This window comes from Polynucleobacter sp. AP-Kaivos-20-H2 (assembly GCF_018882215.1).
GTDB lineage: Bacteria > Pseudomonadota > Gammaproteobacteria > Burkholderiales > Burkholderiaceae > Polynucleobacter.
This window is the reverse complement of record NZ_JACVOX010000001.1, coordinates 168,896-192,468: the sequence shown is the minus strand read 5'-3', so window position 1 is coordinate 192,468 and position 23,573 is coordinate 168,896. Positions and strand designations below refer to the sequence as shown.

The window sequence follows — 23,573 nt, the reverse complement described above, 5'->3', positions numbered from 1 at the left end:
TAATTCCTTTAAAAAAACAATAAAAACCGTTCTAACCCTAGCTAAGCTCGGGTCCGACTTTCTGTGATATATCCTGCTGGAGTCGGGCAACGAAGGCATCAAGAGGCATTACACCTAAATCCACTCCGCCACGGGCACGAACGGCCACCGTATTGCTTTCAGACTCTTTATCACCTACAACTAGCAAAAATGGGGTCTTCTGTAATGCGTGCTCACGTATTTTATACGTAATTTTCTCGTTCCGCAAATCAGATTCGACTCTAAACCCTTGTTTTTTCAGCAATTGCTGCACTTGTTGTGCATATGCAGCAGAATTTCCAGAGATATTGAGGACAACAGCCTGGGTTGGGGCAAGCCAAACTGGCATGTTTCCAGCATGGTTTTCAATCAAAATACCGATAAAACGCTCTAAGGAGCCCACAATTGCTCTATGGAGCATAACTGGGGTCTTGCGACTATTGTCTTCTGCAACATATTCAGCACCTAAACGGGCTGGCATTGAGAAATCGACCTGGATCGTGCCACATTGCCAAGTACGACCAATCGAGTCCTTAAGGTGATATTCGATCTTAGGGCCATAAAAAGCACCCTCACCTGGCAATTCTTCCCATTCTTGGCCTGAAGCCTTGAGGGCACCACGGAGGGCCTCTTCTGCTTTATCCCAAATAGCATCATCGCCTACACGCTTAGCAGGACGTAAGGCTAGCTTTACAGCCACCTCGGTAAACCCAAAATCTTGATACACAGCGCGCACTGCTTTATCAAAAGCAGCAACCTCTGATTGAATTTGATCTTCAGCACAGAAAATATGGCCATCGTCTTGAGTGAAGCCGCGCACACGCATCAAACCATGCAATGCACCTGATGGTTCGTTACGGTGACATTGACCAAACTCACCAAAACGTAATGGCAACTCACGATAGCTATGCAAGCCAGAGTTATAAATTTGTACGTGACCAGGACAGTTCATCGGCTTTAATGCGTAAGCACGATTCTCCGACTCCGTCGTGAACATATTTTCTTTATAGTTTTCCCAGTGGCCTGATTTTTCCCAAAGACCGCGGTCCAAAATCTGCGGAGCTTTTACTTCTTGATAGCCTTCTTGCTGATACACACGACGCATGTATTGCTCAACTTCTTGCCAAATGGACCAACCTTTTGGATGCCAGAAAATTAAACCAGGCGCTTCTTCTTGAAAATGAAATAAATCAAGTTGCTTACCGAGGCGGCGGTGATCACGCTTCTCAGATTCTTCAAGCATATGTAAGTAAGCATCTTGATCTTCTTTACGTAACCATGCGGTGCCGTAAATACGCTGCAGCATCTCATTCTTACTATCGCCACGCCAGTAAGCGCCGGCCAGCTTCATGAGCTTAAATACCTTGAGCTTGCCGGTAGAAGGCACGTGCGGGCCGCGGCATAAATCGGTGAATTTACCTTCAGCATATAAGGAAACATCTTCGCCCTGCGGAATGCTGGCAATCAATTCTGCTTTGTAGTTTTCGCCTTGCTTCTTAAAAAACTCGACAGCGTTATCGCGCGGCATTACGGTGCGAGTCACTGGCTCATCTTTTTTAGCAAGCTCAGTCATTTTCTTTTCTAAAGCGACTAAGTCATCCGGAGTAAATGGGCGGTGATAAGAGAAGTCATAGTAAAAACCATTCTCGATTACTGGACCGATAGTTACTTGTGCTTCAGGAAATAATTCTTTTACAGCGTAAGCTAATAAGTGCGCTGTAGAGTGACGCACAATCTCAAGCGCCTCAGGACTTTTGTCAGTGATGATGGCTAATTGACTATCTTTATCAATCACAAAGCTGGTGTCAACCATCTTGCCATCGACAATGCCACCTAAAGCAGCTTTTGCAAGACTACTACCGATGCTTTGAGCAACGTCCGCTACGCGAACTGGTGCCTCAAACTCACGTTTTGATCCATCGGGCAGAGTAACTACAAGCATGACAACTCCATCTTCTTTTCTGTACTTCCGTTTTACTTCAATGACCTAAAAATAAAGCGCGGCAGCTTTTGGGCAACCGCGCTTTGGGTCCTATTCGTTGGTAGGCTCGATTGGACTCGAACCAACGACCCCCACCATGTCAAGGTGGTGCTCTAACCAGCTGAGCTACGAGCCTATACAGCCATAGAGTTTATCACCGGCGGCGCACTTGGGTGACCCCTTTGACCTCTTCTAGGCTGTTTTGCACGACTCGCAGCACTTCAGAATCCTTCACCTCAATCGTTAAAAGGATCTGAGCAAGACCTTTTTTGGCTGATTTACGCAAATCGATCACATGCACACCCTGCCTAGTCAGAATTTCAAAGAGCTCCCGCATTAACTCGGGGCGATCTAAGCCAGTCACCACCAAATCAGCTGGAAAGACGCGTTTTTGCTCTTGATTGACCACAGGATCAGCAGCAGAAGCAGTCCAAGCAGTTTGAATGACCCGCTCAGGCGCCCTCTCAAGCAAACCTCTAAAGGTTTTGCAGGAGCGACGGTGAATCGAAACGCCTCTACCCTGGGTCACAAATCCCGCAATGGTGTCTGGTGGAACGGGTCGGCAGCAGCGCGCTAACTGGGTCAATAATGAATCCACGCCAACGACCAAAACATCGCCCCCTCGCCCTGCTTTATGGGTGCTGTTGCGCAAAACGATTTCAGGTGTTGTGGATGGGGTCTTTAATTCAGGGATTGCCTCAGCTTTACCCTCTAAAGCTTTTCCAGATTGCCCAGCCTCTTCATCATCGAGCGCATTAAACCAAGCGCGAACTCGTTGGCGTGCTCTTTGTGAGCGTAAATAGTGCTTATCAGGGCTAATCCAATCGCGTGATGGGCCACCGTGTTTGACAGCAATGATTTCAATGGTTTGTCCATTCTTCAATGCCGTCTCGAGCGGCACCATTGCGCCATCTACACGTGCACCCCGGCAACGATGACCAAGATTAGTGTGAACCGCATAAGCAAAATCGATTGGCGTTGAGCCCTTCTCCAAAGAAATCACTTTCCCTAAAGGTGTAAGCACATAAATATGGTCGTCAATCTCATGGTGCTTAAGCTGCTCCCAGGCATCCTCTTTCCAAGAGATAAGCTGGCGAGCCCAAGCGATTTGCCTTTCATAGGCAACCTCTGCGCTATGCGTGCCTTGCGGGTGAGTAACACTTGGCTTGTTTTTTTTGGCAGGATTTGGGGGGGTGGCCATACCTGCATATGCCCCCTCCTTGTAGCGCCAATGCGCAGCTAAACCATATTCTGCCTGCTGATGCATTTCTTGTGTGCGGACCTGAATCTCAAATGCGGTACCGTCTTCGTTCATCACTACTGTATGCAGTGATTGATAACCGTTAGGCTTAGGTCGCGCAATGTAATCATCAAACTCTCTTGGTACGGGCTGCCAGACGTTGTGCACGATGCCTAATACAGCGTAGCAAGATTTGACATCGGCGACCAATACCCGAAATGCTCTGACATCATAAAGATTGGCAAAGTCTAATGATTTACCTTCCATCTTTTTCCAGATGCTGTATATATGTTTTGGCCTTCCAAGCACTTCGCCTTCGATCTGCGCAGCCTTTAATTCGCCCTGCAGTTGCAAGACGATTTGATCGATGAAAGATTGACGCTCAATGCGTTTAGCATCCAGCATCTTGGCAATATCACGATAAGTCTGCGGTGAGAGCGCTCGAAATGCTAAGTCCTCCATCTCCCACTTCATTTGCCAAATACCTAATCGATTAGCCAATGAGGCATCGATACTCAAGATCTCTTGAGCCCAGGCTGCAGGCATCTCGATCTTCTCTTGTGCGATCCAGCGCAAGGTCTGCAAGCGGGAAGCGAGATAAATCAGAACCACACGCAAATCATCGCCAAATGCCAACAGCATTTTGCGCAACATTTCTTCTTGGCCGGTCACACTTAAACCACCATCACTACGAACTAGCTTTGCTTGCGCTTGACGTAAGCCACGGTAACCAATCAGTAATTTCGCAGGCTCTTCGCCAATGAGTTTGATGAGGGCTTCTTTGCCATGGGTGCGGGCAATATTGCTGGCAGCAGTTAATGTCGCCTCATCCAGATTAAGAGACTGCAATACCTGCAATACGCCGGCTGCGTGCAATTCTGCCGGCTCACCATACCAGGCATCTACAAATACTGACTCTTTTAATGAATTGCTGGGGGCATTTGCCATTGGCAATGTGGAGTGATTAAGAAATAATTAACTGAAGAATTCTTTTGCTAAAGCAATCTGCTCAGGTTTCACAAACGCGGGCGCATGCCCCACATTGGGAATCTCAATACTGCGTGCATAAGGATTAACTTTGCACATCTCTGCGACAGTAGCAGCGGAAAGCAAGTCAGAGTTACCACCTCGGACGATCAACATCGGAATATGAATGTGCTTAAAGGCATGCCACATCGCCATCTCACCTGCTTTAGCCGTGATGGGGTTTACGGATGCAAACGGCACTGAGATATCTGGGTCGTAATGCATGATCCATTTACCATCTTTCTGAATCAACATGGGGCCGTTATAGATTTCCCACTCTTCTGAAGTGTGCTCACCAAAAGTGGCGCAGATCTCATTCAAGCGCTGGAGTGCGTGACTGCGATCTGCAAAAGTAAATGGCTGCCCGACGTAAGAACCTAGGCGTTTAATTGCCTCTGGCTCAATCTTGGGGCCCACATCATTGATGATCATTCTCCGTATGGGTGAGTTTGGCATTGCGGCATACACCATGCCAATCAAGCCACCCATTGAAGTTCCCAGCCAATCCACTTGTGCAACGCCAAGCTTTTTAACTAACGCAGCAATATCAGCAACGTACTGTGGCACAGCATAGAGCATTGGATTGCTTAAGCGATCCGAATCACCCCTTCCAACTATATCTGGACAAACCACGTAATAGTCTTTGCACATTGCCTGCGCAAGCGTCTTAAAGTCGCTGCCCCGTCTTGTTAGGCCGTGAATACACAGCAATACTTTTTTGCCAGGGTTTCCCCAAGCGTGATAGGCCATACGATGCGTGGAATCGCCACTAGCGCACTCTACGTAAAAGGTATCGCCGTCATGAAATACATTTGCTGCCTGAGCTTCGTTATGAATTTCATGATGTAAATGATCATGCTCATGATCGTGGTCATCACCAACCTCTTCAGGCTGCAAGGTCACATGATCGATGCCGTGCTTATCCAAGAGCATCGTATTGATTCTGGCCATAATTTCTGGCCACTTCTGCATCTCAGCGATTTCAATATGGCCAATCAAGGCCGGGAAGCTAGGGGTCATTTCCCACACATGCAAATCATGCACCGCGAGTACGCCTGGAATATTTCTTAAATCAGTACCTACTTGTAAGTAATCAATATGTAGAGGTACACCCTCCATCAGGAAGTGATAAGACTCATGCAGAATCGAGATGGTGGACTTCAGAATAAGCAGCGATACCAAAATAGAGAGAATGGCATCGATAGGCATCCAACCGGTAAGCTGAATCACAACACCAGCAATCAATGCCGCAACTGAACCCAATAGATCACCCATGACATGAACTAGTGCCGCACGGGTATTCACACTTTGCTTATCACGAGATAAAACCCATGCTACGACGACGTTCATCAGAAGACCGATTGCAGCAACAACCGTGACAGTCAAGCCATCCACTTTATGGGGATTAGCAAAACGACTGACAGCCTCAATGACGATCCATAACACCAAAGCTAGCATCGCAATGCTATTAACAAATGCAGCTAGCGCTTCAGCACGCCCAAAACCAAATGAATGCTTTGGAGATGGTGGGCGACGGGAAATAATCTGCGCAAGTAGCGCTAAACCCAAAGCGGCAGCATCAGTCACCATGTGACCCGCATCAGAAATCAACGCCAATGAATTTGCGAAATAGGCAGCAGCGCCCTCAACCCCTGAAAAACCTAAGGTCAGTACTAAGGCAATTAATAGTAGGTTTTGATTAGAGGCTTGCTTGCTATGGGTATGCCGTGCATCACCCTTCTTATGGGCATGTAGAGAAGGATCTACTCCAGATTGATTCTGGGGTTTAGATGGCTTCGAATGGAAATGATGGGAGCCCGACATGGTGAACCCATTATTCCATTAATTGATGACTCTGATTAGAAACCTGTTGTGTCAACAGGGGCTCCTGTTTTAGCGATAACCTCTTCCTTAGTCACGCCTGGAGCCAATTCAGTTAACTTCAAACCCTTAGGGGTGATATCAAGAACACAAAGATCGGTAATGATCTGGCTAATAACGCCTACACCCGTTAAAGGTAATGTGCAATGCGGCAAAATTTTGAGCTCTTCAGTGCCATCTTTTTTCTTGGCAACGTGCTCCATCAATACGACAACATGCTTAACACCGGCGACCAAATCCATTGCACCGCCCATGCCCTTGACCATTTTTCCTGGAATCATCCAGTTGGCCAAATCACCATGTTCGCTTACTTGCATTGCACCCAAGATCGCGATGTTGATTTTTCCACCACGAATCATTCCAAATGAATCGGCAGAAGAGAAAATGGATGAACCAGGCAAAGTCGTAATCGTTTGCTTGCCGGCATTGATTAAGTCCGCATCAATTGTTTCTTCCGTTGGAAACGGTCCGATACCCAATAAACCATTTTCAGACTGAAGCCATACTTCCATATCTTTAGGAACATGGTTCGCTACCAAAGTAGGCATACCAATGCCCAAGTTCACGTAGTAACCGTCTTTTAATTCTTTAGCAGCACGTGCTGCCATTTCGTCTCTAGTCCAAGGCATTTCGATCTTCCTAAGTATTCTGTTCTGGGAATTACGCTGTTGCAGTCATCGTGCGCTGTTCAATGCGCTTTTCTGGTGTTTTATGTAGCACCAAGCGATGTACATAAATACCAGGCGTATGGATTTCATCTGGATGCAGCTTGCCGTTCTCAACAATCTCTTCTACTTCTGCAACGGTGATCTTGCCAGCCATAGCAACTACTGGATTGAAGTTCCGTGCTGTATAGCGATAGACCAAGTTACCGGATTTATCTGCTTTCCAAGCTTTTACCAAAGAAATATCTGAAACGATTGAACGCTCCATGATGTATTTCTCGCCATCGAATTCTTTTTCTTCTTTACCTTCAGCAACCAAAGTACCAACACCAGTTTTGGTATAGAAAGCAGGAATACCACAACCACCGGCACGTAATTTTTCAGCCAATGTACCTTGGGGCGTAAATTCCAACTCCAATTCACCAGCCAAATACTGACGTTCGAATTCTTTGTTCTCCCCCACGTATGAAGCAACCATTTTCTTTACCTGACGTGAATTGAGCAATAAACCCAAACCAAAGCCGTCAACTCCAGCGTTGTTAGCAATTGCGGTGAGGTTTTGAACACCCAAGTCCTTAACTGCTTGAATCAAAGCCTCTGGAATGCCACAAAGACCAAAACCGCCAACAGCCAATTTTTGTCCGTCTTTTAAGATATCCCGCAAGGCATCCACTGCCGATGGGTAAGTTTTATTCATAACTTTTGTCCTAATATTGCCAAAATGGGTAATAAAGCAATCATAACGCTTAAGGCGCCCTGAGCTGGGCAGTCTTGGCACTAATTCGGTTTTTGCCAGTTAGAACTAAACTAACAGGGCTTAAATGCACCATTTTTAAGAAATTTCGGAGAAATTGAATGAATTCTGCAGAGTTGGTAGAGCAATTTGGTCCCAGAGACTCCATGGACTATGACCTAGTCATTGTCGGAGGCGGTCCCGCAGGATTGTCGGCTGCTATTAAAGCCAAGCAATTAGCCAGCTCCTCAGGAAAAGAAATTAGCGTCTGCGTTTTGGAAAAGGGTTCTGAAATCGGAGCCCACATCCTTTCTGGTGCCGTGATGGACCCTAAAGCACTCACTGAATTATTCCCCGACTGGAAAGAATTGGGTGCCCCACTTGATACCCCAGTCACACAAGATCAATTTCTATTCTTAACTAGCGATAACTCATACCAGGTTCCAAACTGGATGCTGCCGCACTGTTTTAAGAATGAAGGCAACTATATTGTCAGCCTTGCAAACGTCACTCGCTGGCTAGGGCAACAAGCCGAGAATCTCGGCGTTGAGATTTTCACCGGCTTTCCAGCAGCAGAAATTCTATACAACGAGCAAGGCGCAGTGGGCGGCGTCATCACCGGCTCAATGGGTTTAGACAAAGAAGGCAATCCAACGGATCAGTTTCAGCTTGGTATGGAATTACGCGGCAAGTACACCCTCTTTGCTGAGGGTGCGCGCGGCCATCTTGGCAAACAACTGATTGCTAAGTTTGCATTAGATAAGGATGCAGACCCACAAAGCTATGGCATTGGTATTAAAGAGCTTTGGGAGGTTGAACCCTCCAAGAGTAAGCCTGGACTTGTAGTGCACACCGCTGGCTGGCCTTTAGAGAGCGATACCTATGGTGGCTCGTTCCTCTATCACCTAGGCGATAACAAGGTTGCCGTTGGCCTAGTAGTGGGCCTGTCTTATAAGAATCCCTACCTCTCTCCTTTTGAAGAATTCCAACGCTATAAATTACATCCAAAGATTCGTGAAACGTTTGAAGGCGGTAAACGCATTTCTTATGGCGCACGCGCACTGACTGCTGGTGGTTTAAATAGTCTTCCTAAAACTGTATTTCCTGGTGGCGCGCTCATTGGTTGCGATGCTGGCTTTCTCAATGCATCTCGCATCAAGGGAAGTCATGCGGCAATTAAGACTGGCATGCTTGCTGCTGAAGCAGCAGTTGCTGCTATCAATGAGAATCGCTCTGAGGATGTTTTATCTGCGTACCCAACTGCATTCCAAAATAGCTGGCTGCATACTGAACTAAGCCAAGCGCGCAACTTCAAGCCGTGGATGTCCAAAGGACTTTATGTTGGTACGCTGATGGTTGGATTGGAACAAAAACTTTTGGGTGGCAACATGCCATGGACAGTGCATTTAAAACATGCAGACCATGAATGTTTGGAGCCTGCAGCACAACACAAGCCGATTGACTACCCTAAGCCAGATGGCAAGATTACGTTTGACCGCCTCTCTTCAGTATTTATCTCCAATACCAATCATGCTGAAAATCAACCAGTTCATTTAACGCTGAAGAATGAATCTATTCCTGTAGGCGTGAACCTGGAAACCTATGCAGGACCCGAGCAACGCTACTGCCCTGCTGGCGTATATGAGTTTGTCGAAACCGATGGTAAAGCGCGCTTGCAAATCAATTCGCAAAACTGCGTACACTGCAAAACCTGTGATATTAAAGATCCAACACAAAATATCGTCTGGGTTACCCCAGAAGGTGGCGGCGGTCCAAACTACGCATCCATGTAAAGAAATGCAATACAGCAAACCCCGGTTCCATACCGGGGTTTTTCATCTCAACACGATTAAATAAATAGCGTTATATTTAACCCATGATAATCCAACATACCATGCTCCGCGTCGGCGACTTAAATCGCTCGATTGATTTCTACACCAAAGTTTTGGGCATGAATTTACTGCGCACAACTGAGCGTCCTGAGCAAAAATACTCCCTTGCTTTTGTCGGATACGGCAAAGGTAATGGTGATGGCCAATCGGAGATTGAGCTTACCTACAACCATGGCGTTCAATCCTATGACCTAGGCACAGCCTATGGGCATATTGCAATTGAGGTTCCGGATGCCTATGCAGCTTGTGCTGCCATTAAGGCGGCCGGCGGCAATGTGACCCGTGAGGCTGGTCCTGTAGCTGGCGGTGACACCATCATTGCATTTGTTACCGATCCTGATGGTTACAAAATAGAGCTCATTCAGCGTTAATTGTGGCAGAGCCCGATTCATTTCAATTAGAAATAGTTGATCGCCTTAGCGATATCTCCTCAAAGGAGTGGAATGCTCTTCTTCCCGCAGATGCAGGACCCTTTCTTCGCTATGAGTTTCTTAGTGCGCTAGAGGAAACTGGCTGTGTTGGAGGCAATACTGGGTGGCAAGTGGCTCATCTCGTTTTAAGGGATGATCAAAAACTGATTGGTGCAATGCCCCTGTATTTGAAGCAACACTCCTACGGAGAATTTGTCTTCGACTGGTCATGGGCGCAGGCCTATGAGCAACAAGGTATGCAGTATTTTCCGAAAGCGCTTTGCGCCATTCCGTTTACACCAATTCAAGGCTCAAGGATTTTGAGTGCGAGCAATGTAGCCGCTGATTTAGTAAAGCAACAATTAGTCAAAGGCTTGAAGACTTTAGTTCTGCAAAATAATCTATCTTCAGCACATGTCTTATTTCCCCATACTTCAGAAGCAAAGGGACTCAAGGACCAAGGCTTCATGTTGCGAGACTCGGTGCAATTTCATTGGCATAACCAAGGCTTTGAGAATTTCGAACAATTTTTAGCAGCCCTCACTATGAAGCGTCGCAAGAATATTCGACGCGAACGAGAACAGGTATCGAGAGAGCTAATTACTTTTAGACATGTCCCAGGAATATCTTCAACCAATGCCGATTGGGAATTCTTTTATCACTGTTACGCAAACACTTACTTAGAGCATGGATCTAGCCCCTATCTCAATGAGGCATTCTTGAAGTTATGGGCACAGCGTATGCCTGAAAACTTACACCTCATCATTGCAGAGCGCAATGGAAATCCGATTGCAGCATCCTTGCTAGTTGTTGACCACACAAGCTCTAAGGCTTATGGAAGGTATTGGGGCGCTATCGCACATATACCCTGCTTGCACTTTGAAACCGCCTACTATCAAGCGATTGAATATTGCATCTCTAATCGGATTCAAACCTTTGAAGGTGGCGCTCAAGGCGAACACAAGATGGCGCGCGGTTTCTTGCCCACCACCATTCAATCCGCCCATTTCATTGCGGATCCTCAGTTTTCTAAAGCTGTGCAACACTTCCTGGATCGTGAACATCAAGGCATAGGGGCTTATGTAGATGAGCTCGCCGAGCACAGTCCTTTGAAATCGTCTAAAGTACAGCCATGAATTCTGAAGACACCAAATCTATTGCGCAAGATGGCTCCCACTCCCTTTCCACGGGGGATGCAGACTCCGACTCGCCTTGTATTGGTGTGTGCACCACGCTATACGACGAGATCTGCCAAGGTTGTGGTCGCACTTTAGGTGAAGTAAGTAATTGGGTATTCTTTTCCCAACAAGAAAAAGATTCTGTATGGAAGCGTATCCGTGCCGAAGGTACTGCAACGCGCTTTCAACGACAGGCCAAAGAAAATAAGCCCAGTTAACGGGCTTATTTTTATAAACAACTTATTGTTTTAACCTTATCATCCGGCTAATTCCTGGCTACGCAGATATTCCTCGTAAGTTCCAGAGTAATCCACCACCGTACCATCCATCTTCACTTCTAAGATGCGGTTGGCTAATGCGGAAACAAACTCGCGGTCATGGGATACGAAAATCAAAGTCCCATCGAATTTCTCAAGAGCAATTTGCAAACTCTCAATCGATTCCATATCCATGTGGTTGGTTGGCTCATCCATTGCTAGGACGTTGTATTTTTGGAGCATGAGTTTGCCCCAAATCATGCGACCCTTCTCACCACCAGATAGAACTTTGACAGACTTGCCAATATCATCACCAGAGAACAATAGACGACCTAATGTGCCACGAATGACTTGGTCATCGTCACCAGTATTGCGCCACCAATTCATCCAATCCATGAGCAACTCATCTTTAGCAAACATTTCGGTGTTGTCTTGAGGCATTACGCCGACGTTAGCATTCTCAGCCCATTTCACATCACCGCTATCAGCGGCAATACCATCAAAGCGCTTACTCAAGATCGTTTTGAGAAGTGTTGTCTTACCGGCGCCGTTTTGACCGATGATCGCAATCTTTTCACCAGCACGAACACCTAGCTTGAAATTCTTGAAGATCACGCGATCATAAGCTTTAGTAAGTGCATTGCACTCTACAGCCATATTGTGTAATTTTTTCTCAGTATCGAAACGAATAAATGGGTTCTGACGTGAAGAAGGTTTTACTTCAACAATTTCAATCTTCTCCAGTTGCCTCTGACGTGAAGTCGCTTGACGTGCTTTAGATGCGTTTGCAGAGAAGCGAGCCACGAAAGCTGCTAATTCAGCAATTTTTTCTTTGGCTTTCACGTTATTACTGAGCTGCTGTGTTCTTGCCTGAACAGAAGCCAGCATGTAAGAGTCGTAATTACCTGGGTAGACTTTTAAAGTGCCATAGTCCATATCGGCCATATGCGTACAGACTTCATTGAGGAAGTGACGGTCATGGGAAATGATGACGATGGTGCTCTTAATTTGATTGAGGATGTCCTCAAGCCAGTGAATGGAGTGAATATCCAAGTTATTCGTTGGCTCATCGAGCAGCAATACATCTGGATCGGAGAACAATGCTTGCGCTAGCAATACACGCAGCTTCCAACCTGGTGCAACGTTGCTCATCGGACCATTGTGTTGGTCAATAGGAATACCAATACCTAACAACAACTCCCCTGCTTTTGCTTCTGCGGTGTAGCCACCGTATTCGGCGTACTTACCCTCAAGCTCAGCAGCCTTCATGTAATCTTCATCAGTAGCATCTGGATTGGCGTAGATAGCATCGCGCTCAGCCGCAGCCTTCCACATCTCTTCGTGACCCATCATCACGACATCGAGTACGCGAACATCCTCGTAAGCAAATTGATCTTGACGCAACTTACCCAAACGAATACCAGGATCCAAGCTCACATTACCGCTCGTTGGCTCTAGCTCGCCACCTAAAATTTTCATGAAGGTGGATTTACCGCAACCGTTTGCGCCAATCAGGCCATAGCGATTGCCGCCGCCAAACTTCACGGAAATGTTTTCAAATAGAGGCTTTGCCCCAAACTGCATGGTGATATTAGATGCTGACAGCACGGATGTTTTCTAGCTTTCTGAAATTCAATTAGATAGTTACCCCCGAATTTCGGGGCAAAGACCGTTATTTTAACGGCTTAGAGGTCTTTGTTGGCAGGAAGCCCGTGGTCTTGCTTAGACTTTGACCCTAAATGGGGTGAAATTCGTATGAATATCGTAAAAATCCTCGTTTTCCTTGCGCTTGAGGAAGTTCACAACCCAATAGGTCATGGGGGTTGCTAGAACCTCCCAAGTAGTCTTAAGGACATATTGGGCCAGCGCTACCTGAATGACTTCATGGGTAGGCCAGATGCCATAGAACGCCAACATATAGAAGAAAGAAGAGTCGACCAACTCCCCTACCGCTGTCGAGCCAATCGTCCGCATCCAGAGAAAGCGTCCTTGGGTCATGATTTTCATCTTCGCCAGAACATAGCTATTCACCAGACTGCCGCACCAAAAGGAGAACATGGAAGCTAAGGCGATACGCCAAGAGTTTCCAAAGACGGTTTCTAACCCCTGTTGGTAATTGCTCATATAGGTTCCAGGCGCCACTGGTAAGGCAATCACTATCTGAGCCATGATTGCCGCAAATGCAAGGGCTGCAAATCCAGTCCAAACTGCCCTCCGGTCATAGGCATAGCCATAAACCTCAGTCAGAATATCGCCGAAGAAATAGGAGATGGGGAAGAACAAAATGCCTGCACCAAAAGGCACGGATCCAAAGTAAGGCAAATCAACCACAGCTGCTTTACCGGCACCAATAAAGTTTGAACAGAGCAAGACCACCACAAAGGCAGCCAAAATCAGGTCGTAATAGCGGTGGCGAGGTCTAGGCAAGTCCATAAGTCAAGAAAAATGGATAATAGAAATAAGAATATCTGCATTCCTGAAAATTCGCAGGAAGCAGCTAAAAATCAAGACAAAAATGAAATATAGGATGCCAAAGCAATGAGCAAAAGTAAGGCCAGCTTTAACTGGGCGGACCCCCTTCTTCTGGATACCCAGCTAACCGAAGAGGAGCGCATGATTCGTGACGCAGCTGCTGAATACGCTCAAGGGCGCCTGATGCCCCGCATTCACGATGCTTATCGCAACGAAACAACCGACCCAGCCATCTTCCGAGAAATGGGCGAGCTTGGCCTCTTAGGCATCACGATTCCTGAGCAGTATGGTGGAGCTAACTTGAACTATGTCTCTTACGGCTTAATTGCGCGCGAGATTGAACGCGTGGATTCTGGCTATCGCTCCATGATGAGCGTGCAGTCTTCTTTAGTCATGGTTCCCATAAATGAATTTGGTAGCGAAGCGCAAAAACAAAAGTACCTCCCTAAATTAGCGAGTGGCGAATGGATTGGTTGCTTTGGTTTAACGGAGCCAAACTATGGCTCTGATGCAGGCGGCATGATTACTCGCGCCAAGAAAGTGCCTGGCGGATTTTCATTAACGGGCTCGAAGATGTGGATCTCCAACTCTCCGATTGCTGATGTATTTGTAGTGTGGGCTAAAAATGATGAAGGCATCATTCGTGGTTACATTTTAGAAAAGGGCATGAAGGGCTTAAGCGCCCCGAAAATTAGCGGCAAGATGGGTCTGCGCGCCTCCATCACTGGTGAAATCGTCATGGACGAAGTATTTGTACCAGCAGAAAATGAATTCCCTGAAGTTGAGGGCCTGAAGGGTCCCTTCACTTGCTTAAACTCTGCTCGCTACGGTATCGCTTGGGGTGCACTAGGCGCCGCTGAATGGTGTTGGTATGCTGCCCGCCAGTACACCATGGACCGTAAGCAGTTCGGTAAGCCACTTGCTGCCAATCAACTGATTCAGAAAAAATTGGCGGATATGCAAACCGAAATTACTCTTGGCCTACAAGGTTGCTTGCGCTTAGGTCGCATGAAAGATGAAGGCATTGCAGCTCCAGAAATCACCTCCATCATGAAACGCAACTCTTGCGGCAAGTCATTAGACATCGCGCGCATGGCACGCGATATGCATGGTGGTAACGGCATCTCTGATGAGTATGGCGTTGTACGTCATATGCTGAATTTAGAGGTTGTGAACACCTATGAAGGTACTCACGATATTCACGCCTTGATTCTAGGTCGTGCGCAAACTGGTATCCAAGCTTTTAGCTAAGAACCTGATTTACTGATGATGGCCTTTGCTGCTTTGGCAAAGGCCTTGTCACTATCATTTTCCAGTTGTACAAAATTTTCAATCTTGTATTGGGGAAAATTGCGTACGATCGAAGATTGATATGAAGGGTCGTAGTGCTTTACCAATAACTCTTCCACTAACTCCGGAAAATTACCCGCATCAATGGATTCATTCCATTTAGCAATCTGTACTTTCCCATAATGCGCAGTAAGCAAAGCCAGTTTCTGTTTGAAATTATCGGTATCGGTTAAGAAGTGGTGATATTCACGAATCAACCAAGAAACGCGAGTCTTCGTACTTGATCTCAATTCAAAGCAAGCACCATTACGAATTTTTTCCATCAAAGCATCAGGTACATGCAAGCCGCCGACCTTCTTGCTTTCGGACTCCACAAATACAGGCTTAGCTGGATCGAGCGAACGTAACGCATTCCAGAGCGCAGTCTCAAAGCCTTTTTGGGATGGCTGCTCGATATTAGGCTCATTACCCAATACAGATCCACGGTGAACGGCCAAGCCTTCTAGATCAAGAATCTGAGCGCCTAGCGCGCCGATCTCTTGCAGCACTTTTGTTTTGCCACTGCCCGTCATTCCACAGATCACCTGGAATGTAAATTGGGTTGCAGCTTGATCAAGACCATCGATTACAGTTCTTCTAAAGCCCTGATACCCGCCCTCGAGCTGCTTGGCTTTCCAACCAATGCGATTAAGAATATGGGTAAACGCCCCACTACGTTCACCACCGCGCCAGCAATAAATTAATGGGCGCCACTCACGTGGGAATTCCAGAAAATGGTTTTCTAAGTGTGCAGCAATATTCTTAGAGACTAAAGCTGCACCTAATTTTTTAGCTGCAAAGGGAGACTCTTTTTTGTAGAGCGTACCAATAGTGGCGCGCTCCTCATTATTCAGAACGGGGTAATTCACTGCGCCTGGAATATGGTCAAGGGCAAATTCAGCGGGCGACCTGACATCAATTACGAGATCAAACTGATCTAGCTCAGATAAAAATTGATCAGATTTTAAGATGTGAGGATTAATCGGCTGCACGAGGGACTAGCGCAACTGTTGCAAAACATGCTCAGGCCAAGGCGCTGATGTATTCGTAGTGAGATCTACCCAAACCATGGTTGCACCACCGATAGCAGCCTCCACCTCAGGCGCAGTAGTCAACGCCATGCTGGTGTAGAGATCTAGGCTGGTTCTACCAACAGCGCCAATCGAAGTCTTCAGGATTAATTCGCCTGGATAAGTGAGTTGTTGAAAGAAATTACAAAAGCCATTAATCATCGACATGGACTCGCGACCAGGAGCGACGTCATAACCCAAAGATGTAATCCATTCACAGCGAGCTTGCTCCATATACCGAAAGTACACGGTATTGTTGACATGTCCATACGCATCCATATCACCCCAACGAATGGGCATGATCATTTCATGTACTAGCTTTCTATCTTCGGGAATGGTGATGCGCATGCGGGTCAGTAACCTACTATTTCACTTGCAATGCAAGTTGATACAGATTCGTAGAGCGCGCACCAGAGCGACAAAATGCTAATACCGGTCCGGGCATGGTCCTCAATAAACGAGCCATCTCCCTTACTTGATCAACATTGATTGCACTAGGCACAACTGGTAGGTAGGCGTAATTTAAGCCCAACTTTTCTGCTTCAGCTTGAATGCTGGCATTAGTTGGCTGATCTGGACCGCCCTCACCATCAGGACGGTTATTAATCACACTCTTATAACCTTGTGCCGCAATTTCAGCCAAATGGCTTGGCTCAATTTGACCGATAGTGCCGAACTGATCGTTATGGCAAGAAATAGGAAGACTCATAAACCCTCTATATTTGATAAATAGCAATAGAGTTGATTCTAAATCAGGCTGATCAGGTTCAGTTGGGAGTCTGTTTATGGGTCGAGAAGAAACGCTCGCAAATTTCCATACCCACAATCATGGCAATAACAAATACCAAGGCCTTGAGGTGCCCGGCACCCAAGGCAACCAAGGCTGGCCCCGGGCAAAAACCAGCAATTCCCCAGCCCGCACCGAAAATAAGACTACCAACAATCAGAGGCTTCGTGATGTCTCTGCGGGTAGGAATATGCAAGGCGCCACCAAAGAAGGCCTCTGATCTTTTGCTCACAACATAAAAACCGGCAAGCCCAACTAACACTGCACCCAACATAACAAATGCCAGGGATGGGTCCCACGGGCCAGCCAAATCTAGGAAACCTAATATCTTCTCAGGATTACTCATGCCGGAGATGATTAAACCCCAGCCAAAAAGTACACCAATTGCATACTGACTCACAAGACCAAAATGTTTTTTCATCTTAGACTCCGATCAGGTGACGCAAAACAAAAACAGTCAAAAAACCTGCCCCCATAAACAAGAGTGTAGCCAGAAGTGAACGCGGTGATAAGCGAGAAAGCCCGCAGATGCCATGACCGCTAGTACAGCCAGATCCGTAGTGCGCACCAAAGCCAACTAGAAGGCCTGCAATCACAATGGCGATCCAATCAGATTCAATCTCTACAACAGGGAATATTCCAAAAAACAGTGCCGCCATAAATGGGGCTGATACTAATCCCAATACGAGGCTAAGTCGCCATGCTGTATCCGTTAATTTGGGATGCAATAAACCAGAAACAATGCCACTGATTCCTAGGATGCGCCCATGAAGCAACACGTAAAGGGCCGCGGCAACTCCAAGAATCATTCCACCCAATAAAGAAGGTATGGGTGTAAAAGAGTACCAGTCAATTTGCATGTCTTATATCCAGTCTAATTAAGCGCAAGGATTTGGGGCAAGACGCATCTGCAAGTAACGCAAACCTAGATAAGCTCCCAAGAAAAATCCAGGGATGGCTAAAAAAGATCCGAGTGCCAATGTTGAAATTCCGCTTAGCCCCTGCCCAATGGTGCAGCCCAAAGCAGTAATACCACCAAAACCCATCAAGGCACCACCCACCAAATGGTTGGCTGTATCTTCTGCGTTTAAAAACGTTTCCCACCGAAAGGTTTTTGTTGCCAATGCAACGCCAGCTGAACCACAAACCATACCCAACACTGCCACAACACCAATAGTAAGAACCTTAGAGGTATCGCTGTAGAACATCAGCCAGTCCAACGAATAAGCATAGGGAGCCACGAATGAAAGACTCTCCATCTTGCCTGAGTTGGTTGCCAGGAACACCTCTTCTAAGGTGTTGGGATCCTCCGCAACAAATGCCAAGTAGCCAGAGATCCACCATACAGCACAGATCGCCAATCCAACGCCAAAACCAGCAAGGAGATTTTTAGCGGTCCAAAATGATTTATCCAAAAGTGCAAACATAACAAAAGCACCACCGATAATTAAACCAAGCAAAAGATGCGAGCTTGAGCGGCTCTGTCCAAGCTGAGCACTCAAGATACTCGGTAGGTCTTGATTTGAATTTAGCGTGATAAAGAATGCGTCCAGCATATTGATGCGAATCACCGCCAAGAATCCACGCAAGGTCATATATGCGACAAGGGCCAGCACCAAAAATACCACTAACGATTTAAGATTGCCCCCGCCAATTCGAACCAGCGTCTTGCTCCCACAACCTGAGGCCAATACCATCCCCAATCCAAATAGAGTGCTACCAATCAGAATAGAGAGATACATTAATTTACTAGAGGTATAGATGGACTTAGAAACATCTATCAAGCCCAAAGAAGCCAACAACATCACTCCTAAGATAGCAACGCCAATAGCCAAAGACCATTGACGCAATCTGGATAAATTCGACATAACAAATAGATCGGCAATTGCGCCCATAGTACAAAAACTGGTTCGCTGCATAATTGCGCCAAGCAGCAAAGTCACAACAAAAGTCGCCCACAATGCTTGCTGACTAATAAGGGAAATATCAACAGTGTTCATTCTTATATTTTACTTGCGTGTCAGTAAGAATTAGGGCTTTATATAGGCGTAATGATCAACATACTGCAGATCGGCAATCTTCACCACTCCAGAAGAAGTGAAGTCAGCATCCAATAGGAATTGGTTTTTATTAAGATTACGGTTCTTTAGGGTAATTTCACAGACCTCAAATACCACTCCACGGGATTTGAGTGCAGAAACTAATGGGGCATATTCAATATTATTCTTCTGATCTTTAGCGCCCTCCATCAGCAGATCCACTCCTGCCGCATGAGTCACGACAATAATTTTGGCCTGAGGTGCCGTATCTAGATGATTGCGAATATTGCGCAATCCTTTTAAGCCTTGCGCCTGAGCATCATCAATGTGATACACCACTTTTGTTTGGGCTAAGGCAGGCTCACAAAAAATCATGCCAATAAATGCAAAAGTGATTGCGGCCAAAACCTGTTTTAACAACTTTGAGAAATAATTTGGTCGATTCATTTTTTTAGGCGATTTCTTTATAGGTTATTTGATAGCTTCAATGCCAGGATTATTAGCAAGGCCTTTGATGATTGGCTCATTTAATTTTTTGGGCTTAATCAACTTCACCTCTTTTAAGTGCCGAGACATCAGATCCCAGATTGGCTCTGAATTTAATGCCTTCGCCTCCTCGCTCACTGGAGCCCAGCCTGCAACGCGATAGTTTTTATCGGCCTCTATAAGTACTCCATTGAGCCTCATTTCAGAGATGCGCTTACCCATGGTGGCGTTAGGATCAATGGTGTACTGCAAGCCGCCAACCCGAACCATATCGCCGCCCTGCTGATAATACGGATCAGGATTAAATAAATTATCAGCCACATCTTCTAAGATAGTCTTGATATTTTCGCCAGTCATGTTGGAGGCCGTAGTGTATGGATAGGTGATGGCCGTCTGATCCATTAGATGCTCTGTCGTAATCGCTTCACCGGGCAATAATGAGGTACCCCACCTGAAGCCAGGCGAGAACGCAATTTCTGCATTCTTTTGCGTCATTAGACCATCCAGAATGAGTTGATCAAAGCTGCCATTGAAATTACCGCGACGATACAAAAGATCCTCCGTCATTGCCAGTTTTTCATTTAAGCGCACTTCGAATGGTTGACGAATTTTCGTAATGAGCTGACTCATTTTGGCATCCGGCGTAATCAGGCTTGAGAACACAGGAAGAAGTTTGTAGCGAAAATCAACCACCTTCCCGCCCTTCACATCAAAATCAAGGACGCCCAAAAATTTGCCATTTGATCCTGCGTTGGTAACCAGAGTAATACCGCCTGCATTCCTTACTTTGACAGGCACCGGAACACCGTCATGTGTATGGCCACCAAGAATTGCATCCAAACCTCTGACTCTGGACGCTAACTTGAGATCAACGTCCATGCCATTATGGGATAGCAATACAACTGCCTTAGCCCCTTTTTGGCGAACTTGATCAATTGTTTTTTGAAGATTCTGCTCTTGTATTCCAAACGTCCAATTTGGCGTGAAATATCTTGGGTTTGCAACTGGAGTGTAAGGAAATGCTTGACCAATAATCCCTACTGGTACTCCATTCATCTCGCGTATCACGTATGGAGCAAAAACTTCATCTCCAAAATCTGTGGTGATAATGTTTTGCGCAATCAATGAAATCTTGTCCTGGAAATCATTTTGCACAATCTCCATCACCCGCTTCTCGCCCAGAGTCATTTCCCAGTGCGCGGTCATGACATCTACACCAAGCTCCAAGGCTGCATCCACCATATCCTGGCCCTGCGTCCATAGTGCAGTTCCAGATCCTTGCCAAGTATCTCCACCATCCAGAAGCAAGGCACCAGGCCTTGACGCTTTCAACTGCTTGATGAGAGTCGATAGATGCGCAAAACCACCCATTTGACCGTATTGATGAGCTGCAGCTGTGAAATCTAAATAGGTAAATGCATGGGCATCACGCGTGGCAGATGCAATCTTATTGGCCTTCAAAAAATAATTGCCAACTAAGTGTGGTGTTTTTCCTGCTTGCGGCCCTACCCCGATATTGACATTAGGCTCACGAAAATATACTGGCAGAAGTTGGGCATGGCAATCCGTGAAGTGCAATAAATGCACGTTACCAAAGCGAGGCAAATCATAAAAAGATCGTGCTTGCGTTTGCGCCGAAGCCAAATCAGATTGCAGGCTCATGCCGCCAACGGAGGCAATGGCTAGGGCTTGTATAAATTCCCGGCGATTAAGCGACATGCTGATCGATTATTGATTAACGGGAGATTGCGGGTCCAAGAGTAAAGCCATCACATCCTGCATTTGCTCTTGCGTCAATAATTTGAAATGACCAAAGCGCGGCATATTACTGCAAGCGTTATACGCCTTTGAATTGTTGATGCGATTCCACGTGTAAACCATTACCTCTTGGGAGTATCCGCGATCTTTACCGTAGTTCCAAAGACTTGGGCCCAAGTTGCCATAAGAGATTTCTTTTTTATTGATCTCGTGACAGTTATAGCAGCCACCGCCATTGATGGTGTCAGGCTTGTCAGTCCAAGTTGCACCACGGCCACTCTGAGCAATTGCCTCACCATTTTTCCAGTCGCCAATATATTTACCATCAGCAGGCTGAACGATGGATGCCATATTCAGCTTTTGAATTTCAATTGCCTTGGCAGCACCCTGCTTTGTATTCATCAGCTTTGGATCAGAGCAAAACTTTTGTGTTTCATCCTGCTTGATGCGATCCAAACCAGCAATACCTTCAGCCCTAAAGCCTTCAGTCATCATTTTTTGAAACTTAGCATCAAAGCTAGATTGAGCAAAGGCAGTGAAAGAGAATGCAGTGAGAAACGCTGCCGATAACAGTAATTTTATTTTCATCATCATTGGCCTTAACGTTTCAAGCCTGGAGTTTGCATCGTGCCGCCATTCGCATTAACTGCCATATACATTGACACTGCCGTTAATAGATCGGAGCCATATATTGGGAAAGGGAATCGTTGCTGGCGATAGCAATCATTTAAGCGCAAGCCCATGGTCCAAAATTGTCCGCTGGAAACGCGGTAGGCGGGCCAAGAACCCCAGCCTGCAGCAGCTCCTGCTTGGGTCGTTAAATTGGGAAGATCTTGCAAGCGAATTCTCTTGCCGCTTGACCCATGGCAAGTTGCGCAGGAAAAGTCCATTAGACCACCTTCATAATAAAAAGCACGCTTACCTAATTCGTAAGCTTCTTTTTCTTTTGGATGCTGCGTACTGACTTTGATTTTTTGATCTTTGGATGCAGTAACTACATATGCAACTAAAGCATCCATATCTTTCTTCAAGCCTTTTTGAAATGGCGCATCTACAATCTCTTGAGCTGAAATACCTTGCAGGGCAGACATGCAAGTGATTAAACGAGACTCCAAATCCTGCACTTTATTGGTATCGGAAAAATATCTTGGCAACTGTGCTGCGGCACCTTTGATAACCCCAGGACCAAGACCTAAATTACACTTTTCAAGTGTGGCATTTTTAGGCCCTGCTGGTTTCTTCCATAATTCAGCCCCAGCATCCTCATAGAGCTCAGAAGGATTGCCATCGGCAATCATCTGGCGATATTTGGCGATTTCATCTGCAGTTGATTGGGCAAAACCAGTAGAGGCAAAAAATATTGCCCCGCCTACTAGAAGCAGACCAAACAAAGGGCTTAGATTTTTTCTCATGGTCTGCTTAAGAAACTGTGGCTTCATCACTGCGTTTATCGCCTTTAGTATCAACCCAGCTCACAACCAATTTATCGCCCTTGGAGCCTTTGTACTTAAAGTTCAAGAACGGGTCTTTAGAAATAGCTGAGCCAAAGTCTGCGGAGAAGACTTCTTTACCCTGAGCCTTAACCGATACTGTAGAAATAAACCATGCTGGAATTAATTTGCCGGAAGCATCTTTGCGTTGACCGGATTCCATGTCATGCTTCATCAAAATTTTGACATCCACAATTCCGTTTGATTCGGCTGCCCGAATGCGCATTGGATCACCCATCGTAGTTCCTTTATCTTTTATTTCTAATTAATGATTCTGTAAGTATGTTAGATAACGTATTAGCCGCCACAACCACCCAAAGTCACTTTGATTTCTTTAACAGCCATCATCCACTTTCCATCTGCCTTTACCAATGCGTATACATTTGAAGTTTGGGCCATTTTGATTCGAGTAGTGACTACCGGCTCTGTGCCAGCTGGAATAAAAAATTGGGCAGCCAATGGGCTTGGATTTTTCTCAACCAAAATTGCTAACTGATTGGCCTTTAAGCTGGTGGTGACTCCTACTGGCACTACAGCACCATTCTCTGCAATATCGGGTGCGTTGATAACGACTGCACCTGACTTATCTGGAGTACTTGTTCCCAAAGCCTTAAATACATCATCAAGGCTCTTTCCTTCAAAAGCCGCCTTATTCCACTCTTCAGCCTGAGCAGTGGTAATTAAGCCTGCAGATGCCATAAGTCCAAATACCGTCGAATATTTCAATAAGTCGCGACGCTGCTGATTCATATCCATCCCTTCGAATACCCTCGATCTGGGTCATTAAAAATTGTTACAAACCTCTACTTTAAAGGGGATTGCCCAATCTGTCCCTAACCAAAGCCGCCAATAGCCTGACTC

The 23,573-nt window shown here is 46.1% G+C and carries 24 protein-coding genes and 1 tRNA gene; 5 read left to right on the top strand and 20 right to left on the bottom strand.

Translation table 11 applies throughout. From position 1 onward, the window contains the following. Positions 1–37: 37 nt before the first annotated feature. The 6 genes from thrS to ICE89_RS00905 all read right to left on the bottom strand — a co-directional run bounded on the left by thrS (position 38) and on the right by ICE89_RS00905 (position 7,508). Entirely contained in the window at positions 38–1,960 is a 1,923-nt protein-coding gene (thrS, locus tag ICE89_RS00930) for a threonine--tRNA ligase (RefSeq protein ID WP_216264322.1), read from the bottom strand. Positions 1,961–2,058: 98 nt separating this feature from the next. Continuing rightward, a tRNA-Val gene (locus ICE89_RS00925) sits at positions 2,059–2,135 on the bottom strand. Between the two features lie 18 nt (positions 2,136–2,153). Continuing rightward, a complete protein-coding gene (locus ICE89_RS00920) occupies positions 2,154–4,187 on the bottom strand; it encodes a bifunctional (p)ppGpp synthetase/guanosine-3',5'-bis(diphosphate) 3'-pyrophosphohydrolase (protein WP_216264321.1) in 2,034 nt (677 codons plus the stop codon). A gap of 27 nt (positions 4,188–4,214) precedes the next feature. Continuing rightward, positions 4,215–6,089, bottom strand: coding sequence for an alpha/beta fold hydrolase (locus ICE89_RS11755; protein WP_216264320.1), 1,875 nt, complete (start codon positions 6,087–6,089; stop codon positions 4,215–4,217). 35 nt (positions 6,090–6,124) lie between these two features. Continuing rightward, complete coding sequence (locus ICE89_RS00910) at positions 6,125–6,775, bottom strand: CoA transferase subunit B (RefSeq protein ID WP_215363397.1); 651 nt, start codon at positions 6,773–6,775, stop codon at positions 6,125–6,127. Between the two features lie 31 nt (positions 6,776–6,806). Further along, positions 6,807–7,508, bottom strand: coding sequence for a CoA transferase subunit A (locus ICE89_RS00905; protein WP_216122271.1), 702 nt, complete (start codon positions 7,506–7,508; stop codon positions 6,807–6,809). Between the two features lie 158 nt (positions 7,509–7,666). On the opposite strand from ICE89_RS00905, the gene ICE89_RS00900 reads away from it, so the two are divergent. The 4 genes from ICE89_RS00900 to ICE89_RS00885 all read left to right on the top strand — a co-directional run bounded on the left by ICE89_RS00900 (position 7,667) and on the right by ICE89_RS00885 (position 11,242). Continuing rightward, on the top strand, positions 7,667–9,337 hold the full coding sequence (locus ICE89_RS00900) for an electron transfer flavoprotein-ubiquinone oxidoreductase (RefSeq protein ID WP_216264319.1): 1,671 nt from the start codon (positions 7,667–7,669) through the stop codon (positions 9,335–9,337). Positions 9,338–9,420: 83 nt separating this feature from the next. Further along, positions 9,421–9,807 carry a lactoylglutathione lyase gene (gene gloA / locus ICE89_RS00895; RefSeq protein WP_216264318.1) on the top strand — a complete coding sequence of 129 codons (387 nt, stop codon included), beginning with the start codon at positions 9,421–9,423 and terminating at the stop codon, positions 9,805–9,807. Further along, positions 9,807–10,982, top strand: a complete 1,176-nt coding sequence (locus ICE89_RS00890) for a GNAT family N-acetyltransferase (protein WP_370625326.1) — start codon at positions 9,807–9,809, stop codon at positions 10,980–10,982. Before gloA ends, ICE89_RS00890 begins: the two co-directional genes overlap by 1 nt. Next, a complete protein-coding gene (locus ICE89_RS00885) occupies positions 10,979–11,242 on the top strand; it encodes a DUF1289 domain-containing protein (RefSeq protein WP_216264316.1) in 264 nt (87 codons plus the stop codon). The genes ICE89_RS00890 and ICE89_RS00885 overlap by 4 nt, the downstream gene beginning before the upstream one ends. 39 nt (positions 11,243–11,281) lie before the next feature. On the opposite strand, the gene ICE89_RS00880 is transcribed toward ICE89_RS00885, so the two are convergent. Continuing rightward, positions 11,282–12,889, bottom strand: coding sequence for an ABC-F family ATPase (locus ICE89_RS00880; protein ID WP_215360039.1), 1,608 nt, complete (start codon positions 12,887–12,889; stop codon positions 11,282–11,284). A gap of 114 nt (positions 12,890–13,003) precedes the next feature. Further along, the gene (locus ICE89_RS00875; protein WP_216264315.1) at positions 13,004–13,714 is read right to left on the bottom strand and encodes a queuosine precursor transporter; all 711 of its coding nucleotides are present in this window, start codon (positions 13,712–13,714) and stop codon (positions 13,004–13,006) included. A gap of 105 nt (positions 13,715–13,819) precedes the next feature. Here ICE89_RS00875 and ICE89_RS00870 point away from each other — a divergent pair, with 105 nt between their 5' ends. Continuing rightward, positions 13,820–15,004, top strand: coding sequence for an acyl-CoA dehydrogenase (locus ICE89_RS00870; RefSeq protein ID WP_215363379.1), 1,185 nt, complete (start codon positions 13,820–13,822; stop codon positions 15,002–15,004). Here ICE89_RS00870 and mnmH read toward each other — a convergent pair. From mnmH to soxY, 12 genes are read right to left on the bottom strand one after another with little or no spacing between them, the layout of a single operon-like run. After that, positions 15,001–16,074 (bottom strand): tRNA 2-selenouridine(34) synthase MnmH, encoded by a 1,074-nt coding sequence (gene mnmH / locus ICE89_RS00865; RefSeq protein ID WP_216264314.1) that lies wholly within the window; start codon positions 16,072–16,074, stop codon positions 15,001–15,003. The two genes, ICE89_RS00870 and mnmH, sit on opposite strands and share 4 nt — an antisense overlap. A gap of 6 nt (positions 16,075–16,080) precedes the next feature. Beyond that, the gene (locus ICE89_RS00860) at positions 16,081–16,500 is read right to left on the bottom strand and encodes a thioesterase family protein (RefSeq protein ID WP_216264313.1); all 420 of its coding nucleotides are present in this window, start codon (positions 16,498–16,500) and stop codon (positions 16,081–16,083) included. Positions 16,501–16,516: 16 nt separating this feature from the next. Continuing rightward, positions 16,517–16,861 carry a TIGR01244 family sulfur transferase gene (locus tag ICE89_RS00855; protein WP_216264312.1) on the bottom strand — a complete coding sequence of 115 codons (345 nt, stop codon included), beginning with the start codon at positions 16,859–16,861 and terminating at the stop codon, positions 16,517–16,519. Between the two features lie 58 nt (positions 16,862–16,919). Further along, positions 16,920–17,360, bottom strand: coding sequence for a YeeE/YedE family protein (locus ICE89_RS00850; RefSeq protein ID WP_216264311.1), 441 nt, complete (start codon positions 17,358–17,360; stop codon positions 16,920–16,922). 1 nt (position 17,361) lies between these two features. After that, a complete protein-coding gene (locus tag ICE89_RS00845; protein WP_216264310.1) occupies positions 17,362–17,799 on the bottom strand; it encodes a YeeE/YedE family protein in 438 nt (145 codons plus the stop codon). Positions 17,800–17,817: 18 nt separating this feature from the next. Further along, the gene (locus ICE89_RS00840; protein ID WP_216264309.1) at positions 17,818–18,939 is read right to left on the bottom strand and encodes a YeeE/YedE family protein; all 1,122 of its coding nucleotides are present in this window, start codon (positions 18,937–18,939) and stop codon (positions 17,818–17,820) included. A 30-nt stretch (positions 18,940–18,969) separates the two neighbouring features. Next, on the bottom strand, positions 18,970–19,425 hold the full coding sequence (locus tag ICE89_RS00835; RefSeq protein WP_370625307.1) for a DsrE family protein: 456 nt from the start codon (positions 19,423–19,425) through the stop codon (positions 18,970–18,972). A gap of 24 nt (positions 19,426–19,449) precedes the next feature. Next, complete coding sequence (gene soxB / locus ICE89_RS00830; protein WP_216264308.1) at positions 19,450–21,183, bottom strand: thiosulfohydrolase SoxB; 1,734 nt, start codon at positions 21,181–21,183, stop codon at positions 19,450–19,452. 9 nt (positions 21,184–21,192) lie between these two features. After that, complete coding sequence (soxX, locus tag ICE89_RS00825; protein WP_216264307.1) at positions 21,193–21,810, bottom strand: sulfur oxidation c-type cytochrome SoxX; 618 nt, start codon at positions 21,808–21,810, stop codon at positions 21,193–21,195. An 11-nt stretch (positions 21,811–21,821) separates the two neighbouring features. Further along, on the bottom strand, positions 21,822–22,634 hold the full coding sequence (soxA, locus tag ICE89_RS00820; RefSeq protein WP_216264306.1) for a sulfur oxidation c-type cytochrome SoxA: 813 nt from the start codon (positions 22,632–22,634) through the stop codon (positions 21,822–21,824). A gap of 7 nt (positions 22,635–22,641) precedes the next feature. Next, complete coding sequence (gene soxZ, locus ICE89_RS00815; RefSeq protein ID WP_216227784.1) at positions 22,642–22,950, bottom strand: thiosulfate oxidation carrier complex protein SoxZ; 309 nt, start codon at positions 22,948–22,950, stop codon at positions 22,642–22,644. A 59-nt stretch (positions 22,951–23,009) separates the two neighbouring features. Next, on the bottom strand, positions 23,010–23,462 hold the full coding sequence (soxY, locus tag ICE89_RS00810) for a thiosulfate oxidation carrier protein SoxY (RefSeq protein ID WP_216264305.1): 453 nt from the start codon (positions 23,460–23,462) through the stop codon (positions 23,010–23,012). Positions 23,463–23,573 lie beyond the last annotated feature (111 nt).

Excerpts from the sequence above, each read along its gene's own strand:
- ICE89_RS00835 (WP_370625307.1), bottom strand. The coding sequence starts at position 19,425 with ATGAATCGACCAAATTATTTCTCAAAGTTGTTAAAACAGGTTTTGGCC.
- soxA (WP_216264306.1), bottom strand. The coding sequence starts at position 22,634 with ATGAGAAAAAATCTAAGCCCTTTGTTTGGTCTGCTTCTAGTAGGCGGG.
- ICE89_RS00910 (WP_215363397.1), bottom strand. The coding sequence starts at position 6,775 with ATGCCTTGGACTAGAGACGAAATGGCAGCACGTGCTGCTAAAGAATTA.
- soxB (WP_216264308.1), bottom strand. The coding sequence starts at position 21,183 with ATGTCGCTTAATCGCCGGGAATTTATACAAGCCCTAGCCATTGCCTCC.
- ICE89_RS00855 (WP_216264312.1), bottom strand. The coding sequence starts at position 16,861 with ATGAGTCTTCCTATTTCTTGCCATAACGATCAGTTCGGCACTATCGGT.
- ICE89_RS00885 (WP_216264316.1), top strand. The coding sequence starts at position 10,979 with ATGAATTCTGAAGACACCAAATCTATTGCGCAAGATGGCTCCCACTCC.
- ICE89_RS00870 (WP_215363379.1), top strand. The coding sequence starts at position 13,820 with ATGAGCAAAAGTAAGGCCAGCTTTAACTGGGCGGACCCCCTTCTTCTG.
- ICE89_RS00845 (WP_216264310.1), bottom strand. The coding sequence starts at position 17,799 with ATGCAAATTGACTGGTACTCTTTTACACCCATACCTTCTTTATTGGGT.
- ICE89_RS00900 (WP_216264319.1), top strand. The coding sequence starts at position 7,667 with ATGAATTCTGCAGAGTTGGTAGAGCAATTTGGTCCCAGAGACTCCATG.
- soxY (WP_216264305.1), bottom strand. The coding sequence starts at position 23,462 with ATGAATCAGCAGCGTCGCGACTTATTGAAATATTCGACGGTATTTGGA.
- ICE89_RS00920 (WP_216264321.1), bottom strand. The coding sequence starts at position 4,187 with ATGGCAAATGCCCCCAGCAATTCATTAAAAGAGTCAGTATTTGTAGAT.
- soxZ (WP_216227784.1), bottom strand. The coding sequence starts at position 22,950 with ATGGGTGATCCAATGCGCATTCGGGCAGCCGAATCAAACGGAATTGTG.
- ICE89_RS00850 (WP_216264311.1), bottom strand. The coding sequence starts at position 17,360 with ATGAAAAAACATTTTGGTCTTGTGAGTCAGTATGCAATTGGTGTACTT.
- ICE89_RS00840 (WP_216264309.1), bottom strand. The coding sequence starts at position 18,939 with ATGAACACTGTTGATATTTCCCTTATTAGTCAGCAAGCATTGTGGGCG.
- ICE89_RS00875 (WP_216264315.1), bottom strand. The coding sequence starts at position 13,714 with ATGGACTTGCCTAGACCTCGCCACCGCTATTACGACCTGATTTTGGCT.
- ICE89_RS11755 (WP_216264320.1), bottom strand. The coding sequence starts at position 6,089 with ATGTCGGGCTCCCATCATTTCCATTCGAAGCCATCTAAACCCCAGAAT.
- ICE89_RS00905 (WP_216122271.1), bottom strand. The coding sequence starts at position 7,508 with ATGAATAAAACTTACCCATCGGCAGTGGATGCCTTGCGGGATATCTTA.
- soxX (WP_216264307.1), bottom strand. The coding sequence starts at position 21,810 with ATGAAAATAAAATTACTGTTATCGGCAGCGTTTCTCACTGCATTCTCT.
- thrS (WP_216264322.1), bottom strand. The coding sequence starts at position 1,960 with ATGCTTGTAGTTACTCTGCCCGATGGATCAAAACGTGAGTTTGAGGCA.
- gloA (WP_216264318.1), top strand. The coding sequence starts at position 9,421 with ATGATAATCCAACATACCATGCTCCGCGTCGGCGACTTAAATCGCTCG.
- ICE89_RS00860 (WP_216264313.1), bottom strand. The coding sequence starts at position 16,500 with ATGCGCATCACCATTCCCGAAGATAGAAAGCTAGTACATGAAATGATC.